This window comes from Halomonas salinarum (assembly GCF_012062845.1).
Classification (GTDB): Bacteria; Pseudomonadota; Gammaproteobacteria; order Pseudomonadales; family Halomonadaceae; genus Onishia; species Onishia salinarum.
Genome location: NZ_WWNB01000017.1, coordinates 1 through 12,772 on the forward strand (window position 1 = coordinate 1; position 12,772 = coordinate 12,772).

9 protein-coding genes are annotated in these 12,772 nt (G+C 61.4%); 8 read left to right on the forward strand and 1 reads right to left on the reverse strand.

Annotated features, from left to right (window positions below; translation table 11 throughout):
* Positions 1-531 precede the first annotated feature (531 nt).
* Positions 532-1,821: an aromatic ring-hydroxylating oxygenase subunit alpha gene (locus HF027_RS11980; protein WP_168015982.1), complete on the reverse strand. Its 1,290-nt coding sequence runs from the start codon at positions 1,819-1,821 to the stop codon at positions 532-534.
* A 350-nt stretch (positions 1,822-2,171) separates the two neighbouring features.
* Here HF027_RS11980 and HF027_RS11985 point away from each other — a divergent pair, with 350 nt between their 5' ends.
* The 8 genes from HF027_RS11985 (at position 2,172) to purU (ending at position 12,582) form a co-directional block, all read left to right on the forward strand.
* Positions 2,172-3,278 (forward strand): FAD-binding oxidoreductase, encoded by a 1,107-nt coding sequence (locus HF027_RS11985; RefSeq protein WP_168015984.1) that lies wholly within the window; start codon positions 2,172-2,174, stop codon positions 3,276-3,278.
* A 344-nt stretch (positions 3,279-3,622) separates the two neighbouring features.
* Positions 3,623-4,663, forward strand: a complete 1,041-nt coding sequence (locus HF027_RS11990) for a GlxA family transcriptional regulator (RefSeq protein ID WP_168015986.1) — start codon at positions 3,623-3,625, stop codon at positions 4,661-4,663.
* Positions 4,664-4,991: 328 nt separating this feature from the next.
* Entirely contained in the window at positions 4,992-6,287 is a 1,296-nt protein-coding gene (glyA, locus tag HF027_RS11995) for a serine hydroxymethyltransferase (RefSeq protein WP_168015988.1), read from the forward strand.
* Between the two features lie 49 nt (positions 6,288-6,336).
* Positions 6,337-7,587 carry a sarcosine oxidase subunit beta family protein gene (locus HF027_RS12000; protein WP_136253537.1) on the forward strand — a complete coding sequence of 417 codons (1,251 nt, stop codon included), beginning with the start codon at positions 6,337-6,339 and terminating at the stop codon, positions 7,585-7,587.
* Between the two features lie 22 nt (positions 7,588-7,609).
* Entirely contained in the window at positions 7,610-7,978 is a 369-nt protein-coding gene (locus HF027_RS12005; protein WP_168015990.1) for a sarcosine oxidase subunit delta, read from the forward strand.
* Complete coding sequence (locus HF027_RS12010; protein WP_168015992.1) at positions 7,975-11,013, forward strand: sarcosine oxidase subunit alpha family protein; 3,039 nt, start codon at positions 7,975-7,977, stop codon at positions 11,011-11,013. Before HF027_RS12005 ends, HF027_RS12010 begins: the two co-directional genes overlap by 4 nt.
* Positions 11,006-11,641, forward strand: coding sequence for a sarcosine oxidase subunit gamma (locus HF027_RS12015; RefSeq protein WP_168015994.1), 636 nt, complete (start codon positions 11,006-11,008; stop codon positions 11,639-11,641). Before HF027_RS12010 ends, HF027_RS12015 begins: the two co-directional genes overlap by 8 nt.
* Before the next feature lie 74 nt (positions 11,642-11,715).
* On the forward strand, positions 11,716-12,582 hold the full coding sequence (gene purU, locus HF027_RS12020; protein ID WP_168015996.1) for a formyltetrahydrofolate deformylase: 867 nt from the start codon (positions 11,716-11,718) through the stop codon (positions 12,580-12,582).
* The last annotated feature ends 190 nt before the right edge of the window (positions 12,583-12,772 follow it).

Here is a 12,772-nt window from a genome sequence, read left to right on the forward strand (position 1 = left end):
CACGCCAGGATGTCAACGGGAAATGGGCGAGGCCCTTGGTGGAATGCCGGTGCCTCGCACATGAATCAGGCCCTGCCGCGGAGGTGGCTTGAGCAGCAAGGCCTGATCTCGGTACTTGATACGGTAAAAGGGCTTAGCCGTTCTTCATGAACCGCCGTATACCGAACGGTACGTACGGTGGTGTGGGAGGGCGCCGGGGGGAACCCCGGCCCCTACCCGATTGGGTTCTGCCTGATGGGTTGCTGTATCGCCACCTCATGAAGAGGCAAAGGTGGCGCTGGCGTCGTTGAGTGTGCTCATGCGCTGTCTGGAACGACCAGGGCGCTGTCACGACCAGGCGGGTGGCAATCGGCGCGACAGATTCAGCGGATAGCTCGCTACCCATTCGTAGTCGGGACGTTGCCTGGAGGGCGCTTCAGATGTGTTGCAACGAGCGTGCTGGTCGCTATCTGACGCTGCAATAGAAAGGCCCCGCTAGATGCGGGGCCTTGTGGGGTCTTGCGGTCACTCCTTGGGAGAGTGAGGTGAGACTCAGCTCTTGGCCGCCTTGAGGCGTGACTCGCTATGCCCCAGGTTTTCGCGCATGCGCTCGCTGTACCAATCGACGAAGTCGATGACACCGAACTCGAAGGTCTCCGAGTAGGGGCCAGGCTCATAGCTCTTGGAGTTGATGCCGCGCTGGTTTTCCTCGGCCAGACGACGGTCTTGGCTGTTGGTGGCGTCCCACACCTTGCGCATCTGCTCGGGCTGGTAGTCGACCCCTTCCACGGCGTCCTTGTGTACCAACCACTTGGTGGTCACCACCGTCTTCTGCGGGCCCAGTGGCAGCACGCGGAAGACCACGGCATGATCGCCCATGAAGTGGTTCCAGGAGTTGGGCAGGTGCAGGATACGCAGCGATCCCAGGTCGGCGCTCTCAAGGTTGCCCATCAGCTTCTGGCTGGCCCGCTTGCCGTCCATGGTCATCGACTCCGCACCGTCCAGTAGCGGGGTGCGAGTCAAACGGTTACGACGGCCGAGGCGTGTAAGCTTGAAAGGCACGCCCTGGGCTTCCCAATCGGCCTGCTTGCGTGCGACCAGTTGCTTGTAGGCCGGGGTAGCGCGGGGGTCGTCGGTGTCGTCGAACTCTTGCAGGGAGTTGAGCAGCTCCGGGTGCGCGCCATTACAGTGGTAGCACTCGCGGTTGTTCTCGATCACCAACTTCCAGTTGCACTCTTCGATCAGGCTGGACTCCACGGCGACCTTGAGGTTCTCCATGTCGTAGGGGGCCAGATAGTGATCCAGATTCGCGACGAACTCGTCGATCTCTGGGGCTTCCTCGGCCAGGCTGATGAAGATATAGCCGCCGCCGGTGCGAACGTGAACCGGCTTGAGGCCGTGGTTCGCGAGGTCAAAGTCCTTGCCCATGTCGCTGCCGGCGAACAGCAGGCGGCCATCCAGCTCGTAGGTCCACTGGTGGTAAGGGCAGACCAGCTTGGCCACCTTGCCCTTGTCGGTGACGCACAGGCGCGAACCGCGGTGACGGCAGACGTTATGGAAGGCGTGCACTTCGCCGTTGTTGCCACGCACGATCACGATCGGGTTGTCGCCGACATCAAGGGTCATGTAGTTACCCTTGCTGGGGATCTCGCAGGTCATGCCCGCGAATAGCCATTCCTTTTCGAAGATCTCCTGCATGTCGAGGGCGAACAGTCGCTCGTCATTGTAGAAGGGCTGGGGCAGCGAGTGTTGCGGCTGGCGATTGGCCAGCATTTCGGTGGTGGCCTCACGTGCCGGGGCCAGGGGATCATCCAGCAGGTGGAGGGAAGAAATGGAATCCATGGGGCGTTTCCTCATCAAGCAGGGTCAACGTATTGGTCGACCGGACAGGCGCGGTTGGAGTTATGAGGTGTAGGGCGTGAGGCTGGGCCGTGGGGGCCCGCGCCATGGCCGAGAGTTTGGGGCGGGTTGCCGGTTGGCAGTTGTCTGCCGACGACATCTTATGGTTTCCAGGCGACGAGGCCAGGGGGTGTCAGGGCAGGCACTGGATATGATAAGCATGTGTGTGTCGTAGACAGGCAAGTGAGTAGGCTTGTCGGTGGCGCAAAATTCTATCCAGGCCTCACCGGCCAAGACCCCAGTCGCGGCACTCCCTCATTGCAGCCGCCGGCACGCTCAAGCGAGAAACCACCATGTTGTCAGAATTCCTCAACCCGGTAACCACGCAGACCTGGACCAACGGTCGTCACCAGGTGCGTTGCGTCAAGGTGATTCAAGAAACCTCGGATACGCGTACCTTCTGTTTCATGGCCGAGCAGCCGGTGATGTTCTTCTTCAAGCCGGGGCAGTTCGTGACCCTGGAGCTGGAGATCGCCGGCGAGCAGATCATGCGCTCCTATACCATCTCCAGTTCGCCATCGGTGCCCTACAGTTTTTCGATCACCGTCAAGCGCATCCCTGGGGGCAAGGTATCCAACTGGCTGCATGACAACCTGAAGGCCGGCGACAAACTGGCCGTGCACGGGCCGGTCGGTCAGTTCAATTGCATGGACTTCCCAAGCGACAAGGTGTTGATGCTCTCTGGTGGCGTGGGCATTACCCCTCTGATGTCGATGATGCGTTGGTATTTCGATACCAATGCGGCCGTGGACGTGGAGTTCGTGCACAGCGCCCGCACGCCATCGGATATCATCTACCACCGTGAACTGGCACACATCTTTTCGCGTATCCCCGAGTTCAAGCTGCATATTGTCACCGAGCGCAGTGACGAGCTTGGCGAAGCCTGGTCGGGCTTCCGGGGCTACTTTAATCAGTCGATGATGGAACTGATGGTGCCGGACTTCATGGAGCGGGAAATTTTCTGCTGTGGCCCGACGCCCTACATGAATGCAGTGAAGGCTCTGCTCAGGAACAATGGTTTCGACATGAGCCATTACCACGAGGAGTCTTTCGGGGCCACCCCGCTGGATGTGCAGGAAGATGTCATCGAGAACGTCGAGCAGGCCGAGGCCGAGGCCGAGGAATTCGACTCCGCCGACCTGCTCAGCGTCGAGTTCAGTTCGACCGGCAAGAGCGTGCGTATCCAGCCCGGTGAGACGGTTCACGCTGCCGCGGCCAAACTTGGGCTGCACATCCCCAAGGCCTGCGGTATGGGTATCTGCGGTACCTGCCGGGTATCGCTCAGCTCTGGCGACGTCGATATGGACCACAACGGCGGCATCACCGAAGAAGACGTGGCCGATGGTTATATCCTCTCGTGCTGCAGCAAGCCGCGTGGCAACGTCGTAGTAGATTACTGAGCAGGCCTTCAGTCGCTATTGGTCTGGCAGCGTGTCAGGCCGCGGATGTCGCTTATGCCTCCCGATATGAACGTCGGGAGGCATACATGCGATAGGGGTAATCGTTCGATCAGTGGTCGTGTTACTGCCAGATCGTTGAGCCGTATCAATAAGGTATCGTCCTAGCGCCTCGGGCCGGCAGTCTCAGCCAACAAGCTGTGGTTGCTGCCCGGGGCGCGCTACGTTTTCGGACAGTGGCGCGGTGATACGCCTGCGTTACGCAAAGGTCTGCTCCGGATTTTGCGTTCCAAGCCGAGCTGCCGGACACTGAATGCTACGCCATCGATAGTGAAGAGTGTCGACCCATGAGTCAGTCCCGCGAAGGAGAGCCGCTGTCAGTCGGCTTCGTCCTGTTACGTCGATTCACTATTCTGCCCTTTGCGGCCTTCGTCGACTGCCTGCGCTTGGCCGCGGACGAGGGCGACCGTAGCCGTCAGCTCCGTTGCCACTGGGTCTTCATGACCAGTGCCGGGCAAGACGCCATTTCCAGCTGTGGGGCTGCTGTCACGCCCTGTACAGCCTTCCGTGTCCCTTCAGACTTTGACTACATCGTGGTCATCGGTGGAGTTCAGGACGAGCATGATTATGTCGACGAGACCGCGATCACCTACTTGCGCCGGGTGGCCGATGCTGGTGTGCCGCTGGTGGGGGTGTGTACCGGTGTCTTCGCACTGATTCAGGCCGGGCTGATGGATGGTCGTCGCTGCTGCGTCAGCTGGTATCACCATGGCGATCTCACGCGGCGTTTTCCTGCGATAGAGCCGGTGGCAGACCGCCTGTTCATCGATGATGGTGACCTGCTCACGTGTGCGGGGGGGGTTGCCTCCGCCGATTTGGCCGCACACCTGGTTGAGCGCCATCTGGGCAAGGCCTGGGCCATGAAGAGCCTGCATATCATGCTCATCGACGAGGCCCGTCGCGGTGAGCACCCCCAGCCACAGCCGGTGGTCTTCGATAAGGTCGAGGATCGGCTGGTGCGCCGTGCCATCGCCATCCTGGAGCAGCACTTGGGCGAGCCTCTCAGCGTGGATGCCCTTGCCGAGCGGCTCGGCACCTCGCGACGCAATCTGGAACGGCGCTTTCGCGAGGCGTTGGGAGTGGGGCCTCGCAAGTTCGCTCGGGATTTGCGCCTGCGTTATGGCCTGTGGTTGCTACACTACACGGCGAAGAGTATTACCGAGATCGGCGACCGCTGCGGGTTTGCCGATACTGCTCATTTCTCTCGGCATTTCCGTGACGCCTTCGGCGCTACGCCGTCGGCCATGCGCAAGTTGGCGGGGGAAGGCAATGGCGATACGGTCGATCCCTTCTTCCTGCATATCGAGGCTCGGCCGACTCGTGACTAGAGGTGGGTGGGCGACGTGTCGAGGCGGGTGGTTGGGCGTCGGCTTTTCCCTGTGGTCGGCAAAAGATACAAAATAGGCGTAAAATATAAAATCTTTTATAAACAAGTGTTTACAGCTTTCTGTCGCGAACATTACGTGAAAGATGTCGCAAACGTTCAATCTTTTGGTGTGCAGGTTGGCTTTCAATGACACCCATAGTGAGAACGCGGCGTCCAGCGCGTGACGGCTGCCCGAAGGTTGTCTGTCGCGACGATGTTGGCGTCGTTTCCAGAATGTTGCGCGTTCTCCTTTTTTATAACGTTGTGGAGCTAATCCTCAGGGTGACGAGATGAACGCGAATAACCTTACAACGACTGATCCCCAGATCGCCGCCGCCATCGCCGATGAAGTGCTGCGCCAGGAAGCGCATATTGAGCTGATCGCCTCGGAGAACTACGCGAGCCCGCAGGTCATGGAAGCCCAGGGGAGCCAGCTGACCAACAAGTACGCCGAAGGCTATCCCGGCAAGCGCTACTATGGGGGCTGCGAGCACGTCGACGTGGTCGAGCGCTTGGCCATTGAGCGTGCCTGCGCACTGTTCAGCGCCAACTATGCCAACGTCCAGCCCCATTCCGGTGCCCAGGCCAATGCCGCCGCCTTCATGGCGCTGGTATCTCCGGGTGACACCGTGCTGGGAATGAGCCTGGCCCACGGCGGCCACTTGACCCACGGCGCGGCGCCAAACTTCTCCGGCAAGAACTACAATGCGGTGCAGTATGGCCTGAATCCGGCCACTGGCGAGATCGACTACGACGAAGTCGAGCGTCTCGCCCATGAGCATCAGCCCAAACTGATCATCGCGGGTTTCTCGGCCTACTCCCGGGTCGTCAACTGGCGTCGCTTCCGCGATATCGCAGACGCCGTGGGCGCCTGGCTGTTGGTCGATATGGCCCATGTCGCTGGTCTGGTGGCCGCTGGACACTACCCGAGCCCGCTGCCTCATGCCCACGTGGTGACGACCACTACCCACAAGACCCTGCGCGGTCCGCGTGGTGGTCTGATTCTTTCCGCCAGTGGTGATGAGTCGCTCTACAAGAAGCTCAACGGTGCGGTCTTCCCGGGGCAGCAGGGTGGCCCGCTGATGCACGTCATCGCCGCCAAGGCGGTCGCCTTCCGTGAGGCCATGAGCCAAGACTTCGTGCGCTACCAGGCCCAGGTCATCGACAATGCCCGGGCCATGGCCAACGTCTTCCTCGAACGAGGCTTCGACGTGGTCTCCGGAGGCACCGACGATCACCTGTTCCTGGTCTCGCTGATCAAGCAGGGTGTAACGGGCAAGGACGCGGATGCCGCTCTGGGCCGCGCCCTCATTACGGTCAACAAGAATGCCGTGCCCAATGACCCCCAGAGCCCTTTCGTGACCTCGGGCCTGCGCATTGGTACCCCGGCGGTGACAACCCGTGGATTCGACCAGGCTGACTGCAAAGCCCTGGCTGGTTGGATCTGTGATCTGCTCGACGCTCTGGCCGAAGGTGGCGATACTACGGAGGCCGAGTCCGACGTTCGGGGCAAGGTCGCCGAGCTGTGCGCCCGCCATCCGGTCTACGGCAAAGTCGCCGAGGCTACCGAGACGTCCTACGCGTGAGCCCGATCCCCGCCGGTAGGCCGGTGGGGTCCTTTGAGGAGAAAATTCCATGCAACGATATTCAGGCTTCGGGCTGGTCAAGCACGCGCTGAGCCACCACGAGAACTGGCAGCGACAGTGGCGTAATCCCACGCCCAAGAAAGAGTACGACGTGATCATCGTCGGCGGCGGCGGCCATGGTCTGGCCACTGCTTACTACCTGGCCAAGGAACACGGCATCACCAACGTCGCGGTGATCGAGAAAGGTTGGCTGGGTGGCGGTAATACAGCCCGTAACACCACCATCGTGCGTTCCAACTACCTGTGGGACGAGTCAGCGGCGCTCTACGAGCACGCCATGAAGCTGTGGGAGGGACTCTCCCAGGACATCAACTACAATGTGATGTTCTCTCAGCGTGGGGTGCTGAACGTGGGGCATACGCTCCAGGACATGCGCGACATTCAGCGCCGGGTGAACGCCAACCGCCTTAATGGCATCGACGGCGAGGTGCTCGACGCCAAGGGCGTGCAGGATCTGGTGCCGATCATGGATTGCTCCAAGAATGCTCGCTACCCGGTGATGGGTGCCTCCTGGCAGCCGCGCGCCGGTGTGGCCCGCCATGATGCCGTGGCCTGGGGCTATGCGCGCGCCGCAGACGCCCTCGGCGTAGACCTTCTGCAGAACACCGAGGTCACCGGCTTCAAGATTCGCGATGGCCAGATCCATGGGGTTCACACCAATCGTGGCGATATCGGCTCCAAGACCGTAGGCTGCGTTACCGCCGGTAACTCCGGGGTGATGGCGAAGATGGCAGGCATCAAGATGCCGCTGGAATCGCACCCGCTCCAAGCGCTGGTCTCCGAGCCCATCAAGCCGATCCTCGATACCGTGGTGATGTCGAATCACGTGCACGGCTACATCAGTCAGTCCGACAAGGGTGACCTGGTCATCGGTGCCGGTATCGATGGCTACAACGGCTATGGCCAGCGCGGCAGCTACCCGACCGTGGAGCACACCCTGCAGGCGATCGTCGAGATGTTCCCGATCTTCTCGCGGGTGCGCATGAACCGCCAATGGGGTGGCATCGTCGACACCTGTCCGGACGCTTGCCCGATCATTTCCAAGACCAAGGTCAAGGGTCTGTACTTCAACTGCGGCTGGGGCACCGGGGGCTTCAAGGCCACTCCGGGTTCGGGGAATGTGTTCGCGGCGAGCCTCGCCAAGGGCGAGATGCACCCGATCGCCGCACCTTTCTCCATCGACCGTTTCAATACTGGCGCGTTGATCGACGAGCACGGCGCCGCCGGCGTCGCCCACTGATCCACCGCAGAGGAGACCTGCCATGTTCTATATACTTTGTCCCTACTGCGGTGAACACCGCGAGGAAGAGGAATTCCATCCGAAGGGCCAGGCACATATCGCTCGCCCGGAAGACCCGGAAAACACCAGTGACGATGAATGGGGCGATTACCTGTTCTTCCGTGACAACCCGCGCGGTGTTCACCACGAGTTGTGGGTGCACGCGGTGGGCTGCCGCAAGTTCTTCAACATTACTCGCCACACCGTGACCTACGAGATCCTTGAGGTCTACAAGATGGGTGAGCAGCCTTCGATCACAGCAGAGAACTATGCTGCCCATCAAGCCGCTGCATCAGCCGATAACGAGCGCAACGCGTCTCAGGGCAAGCATCAACAAGGAGTCAGGGCATGAGCCAGCCGAACCGACTCAAGACCGGCGGTCGCGTTGACCGCTCACGGCAGCTGACCTTCACCTTCAATGGTCAGCGTTATCAGGGCCATCCGGGCGATACGCTTGCCTCGGCGCTGCTTGCCAACGGTGTCGACATCGTCAACCGTAGTTTCAAGTACTCGCGTCCCCGCGGCATCGTTGCTGCTGGCGCCGCGGAGCCCAATGGCATCGTCCAGCTGGGTAGCACCGAAGCGGGTCAGGTACCCAACGTACGTGCCACTCAGCAGGCGCTCTACGAAGGCCTGACGGCTCGCAGCACCAACGGTTGGCCCAACGTTCAGCGCGACCTGATGGGGCTGATCGGCAAGCTGGGCGGCCAGTTCATGCCGCCGGGCTTCTACTACAAGACCTTCATGGCGCCGGCCTCCATGTGGCTGACCTATGAGAAGTACATCCGCAAGGCCGCTGGCCTGGGTCGCAGCCCCAACGAAAACGACCTGGACATCTACGACCACCGTCACCAGCACTGTGACGTGCTGGTAGTGGGTGCGGGCCCGGCGGGTCTGTCAGCGGCGCTGGCAGCCGGTCGCGCTGGCGCGCGCGTGATGCTGGTCGACGAGCAGGAAGAAATGGGTGGATCGCTGCTGTCGTCTCGCGAAAACATCGACGATGCGCCGGCAACGTCCTGGGTCGAGAAGACGCTGAAGGAGCTCTCAGAGCTCGAGCACGTGACCCTGCTGCCGCGCACCACTGCCAACGGTTATCACGATCATAACTTCGTGACATTGCACGAGCGCTGCACCGAGCATCTGAGTGACCTGGCACCGAGCGTCAACGGCCGCCGCCAGGTGCGTGCTCGCCTGCACCGGGTTCGTGCTGGCCAGGTGGTACTGGCAAGCGGTGCTCACGAGCGTCCGCTGGTCTACGGCAACAACGATGTGCCGGGCAGCATGGTGGCGGGTGCGGTTTCGACCTATATCCGTCGTTATGGCGTGGCGCCGGGCAATCGCCTGGTACTCTCCACCAGCAACGACGATGGTTATCGGGCGGCGCTGGATTGGGCAGAAGCCGGACGCGAGGTGGTGGCAATCGCCGATGCCCGCCAGAATCCGGACGGTGAGCTGGTCGAGCAGGCGCGTTCCAAGGGTATTCGTATCATTGCGGGTAGCGCCGTGATCGAAGCGCGTGGTGAAAAGCGTGTCTCCGCCGCCAAGGTGGCGAAGATCGACATCGCTGGCTTCAAGGTCGCAGGTCCGGTCGAGGAGCTTGCGTGTGACACCATCGCCAGTTCCGGCGGCTTCAGCCCGGTCGTGCACCTGGCGTCGCACACCGGCAGCCGTCCGACCTGGAATGAAGATATCCTGGGCTTCGTGCCTTCCCCGGTGAAGGGCATGACGCCCGCCGGTGGCGCGCATGGTGTCTATGCCCTCGGCAAGGTGCTCGAAGACGGTGTCGCCGCCGGTAACGCCGCGAGCGAGGCGTGTGGGTTCTCAGCTGCCAGCGTCAGCCAGCCTAACGTCAAGAATCTGCGCGAAGGCGCTGCCGTGGCGCTCTATCAGGTGCCGCACCTGAAGGCGACCCTGCGCGGGCCCAAGCAGTTCGTCGACATGCAGAATGATGTCACCTCCGCGGCGATCGAACTCGCTACCCGCGAAGGCTTCGAGTCCATCGAGCACGTCAAGCGCTATACCGCGCTTGGTTTCGGGACCGATCAGGGCAAGCTTGGCAACATCAATGGCATGGCCATCGCCGCGCGCTGCCTGGGCCGCACCATTCCCGAGGTGGGCACCACGGTGTTCCGTCCCAACTACACGCCGGTAAGCTTCGGTGCGATTGTCGGCCGTCACTGTGGCGAGCTGTTCGACCCCGAGCGTTACACCGCCATGCACCAGTGGCATGTCGAGAATGGCGCCGAGTTCGAGGACGTGGGTCAGTGGAAGCGCCCCTGGTACTTCCCGCGCAAGGTCAACGGCAAGACCGAGACCATGCATGAGGCGGTCTCGCGTGAGTGCAGCGCGGTGCGCGAGAAGGTCGGCATCCTCGATGCCTCGACGCTCGGCAAGATCGACATCCAGGGCCCGGATGCGCGTGAGTTCCTGGGTCGCGTCTATACCAACAAGTGGGCCAAGCTGGCTCCCGGCCGCGTCCGCTATGGCCTGATGTGCAAGGACGACGGCATGGTGTTCGACGACGGCACCACCAGTTGCCTGGCCGAGAACCACTTCCTGATGACCACCAGCACCGGCGGCGCCGCCACCGTGTTGGAATGGCTCGAGATCTGGCACCAGACCGAGTGGCCGGAGCTGGACGTCTACTTCAACTCCGTGACCGATCACTGGGCGACCATGACCGTCACCGGACCCGAAGCGCGCAAGCTGATGTCCGAGCTCACCGACATCGACCTGGACAAGGACAGCTTCAAGTTCATGGACTGGCGTGAAGGCAACGTGGCCGGTGTGCCGGCGCGGGTCTTCCGCATCTCCTTCACCGGGGAGCTGGCTTACGAGATCAACGTCCAGGCCAACTACGCCATGCACGTCTGGAAAAAGCTGTTCGCTCACGGTGACAAGTATGGCCTGACGCCTTACGGCACCGAGACCATGCACGTGCTGCGTGCCGAGAAGGGCTTCATCATCGCCGGTCAGGACACCGATGGCTCGGTGACCCCGGAAGACCTGGGCATGCACTGGGCGATCGGCTATGACAAGCCGAACTCCTGGATCGGCAAGCGGGCGCTCACGCGTCCCGACACCAAGCGCACCGATCGTAAGCAGATGGTGGGCCTCAAGCCCAAGGATCCCAAGGTGGTGCTGGAAGAGGGCGCGCAGATCGTGCTCGACCCGAACCATCCGATCCCGATGCCGATGGTGGGTCAGGTGAACTCCAGCTACTACAGCCCGACCCTGGAGTCAGGCTTTGCCCTGGCCGTGGTCAAGGGCGGCCACCAGAAGATGGGCGATACCGTCTATCTGCCCATGGCCGACGGCAAGGTCCATGAGGCCGAAATCGTCAGCCCCATCTTCCTCGATCCCAAGGGAGAGCGTCAGAATGTCTAACGCACAACAGTTTGATACTCGCCCGCAAGGCGAGATTCCCGTCGAGTCGCCGCTTGCCTATAGCATGCAGCGCTCGGGAACCCCGAAGGCCAAGGCCGGCACAAAAGTGACGATGCGTGAGCGCCCCTTCCTGGGTCAGCTGACCCTGCGTGGCGGTGCCATCGTGCTCGATGAGGCACTTCGCGAAGTGCTCGGCCTGGGGCTTCCCGGCGAGCCGCTGGGCCTGGTTCAGGATAAGGCCGGTGAGCGCTCGATTCAGTGGATGTCGCCGGACGAGTGGCTCTTGATCGTGCCGGGTGGCGAAGAGTTCGACGTCGAACGTCGTCTGCGTGAAGCGCTGGGCGATGCCCATTTCGCTATCAGCAACGTCGGTGGTGGCCAGACCGTGCTGGAGCTCGAAGGTGAGGCAGCCAACGAAGTCTTGAAGAAGTCGGTGGCCTATGATGTCCACCCGCGCCACTTCCCGGTGGGCAAGGGCGTGACCACGGTGTTCGCGAAAGCGACGGTGATCCTGCGCCGTCCCAGCGAAGAACGCTGGGAGCTGGTGGTACGTCGCAGCTTTGCTGACTATACCTATCGCTGGCTGCTGGATGCAGGCGAAGAGTTCGATATCGCCGTCGAGAACTGATCCTACTCTTTTTCTTACGTGCGTTTTCAGGCCGGGGCTTTTTGCCCCGGCCTGCTTCGTCAGGAGGCCCCACCATGAGCCGTAATGCCGATACCTGGATTCTTACTGCCCAGTGCCCCAGCCGGCTGGGTACAGTGGACGTGATTACCCGCTTCCTCAAGGAACATCGCTGCTATATCACCGAGCAGCAGTCCTTCGATGATCGCCACACCGAACGATTCTTTATCCGCACCGAGTTTTACCCACAGGATCCGGCGTTTGATGCCGAGGCTTTCCAGGCCGCTTTCGCCACCCGGGCTGAAGCGTTCGAGATGGCATTCGAACTGACCGCCCCGGGTACGCGGATGCCGGTAGTGATCATGGTCTCCAAGGCCGATCATTGTCTGAATGACTTGCTGTATCGCTATCGTATCGGTCAGCTGCCAATTGATATCCGTGCCGTGGTCTCGAATCACCCGGATCTCAAGCCTCTGGCCGACTGGCATGACCTGCCGTATTACCACTTCCCGATCACCGCCGACACCAAGACCGAGCAGGAGGCCAAGGTATGGCAGGTGGTGCAGGAAACCGGTGCCGAGCTGGTGGTGCTGGCCCGCTACATGCAAGTGCTCTCGAGCGAGATGTGCGAGAAACTCTCCGGACGGGCGATCAACATCCATCATTCTCTTCTGCCGGGTTTCAAGGGCGCCAAGCCTTACCATCAGGCCTACGAGAAGGGTGTAAAGCTGGTCGGGGCCACTGCTCACTACATCAACGACGACCTCGACGAGGGGCCGATCATCACACAGGGGGTGGAATCGGTGAGCCATGCCGACTACTCAGAAGATCTGGTTGCCAAGGGCCGCGATGTCGAGTGCATAACATTGGCTCGGGCGGTGGTCTACCACGTGGAGCGTCGCGTCTTCCTGAACAAGCGTCGTACGGTAGTGTTTACCCGCTAATTCTTTGATGAGAGCGATCGCAACGGGCCAGGTGGCCCGTTAGCGGTACATGATCGTCAAGTTCGTTTGGGGCTGAGAATGCCGCAAGGCCGCTGGCCAAGAGTCACCAGTTGAAGGACCGGCTGGGACCAGGCGCTAAGGGCGTTGTGGGCATCGATGTGTTGCTTGGTGGGCCGGGGCTTGTGTTTCT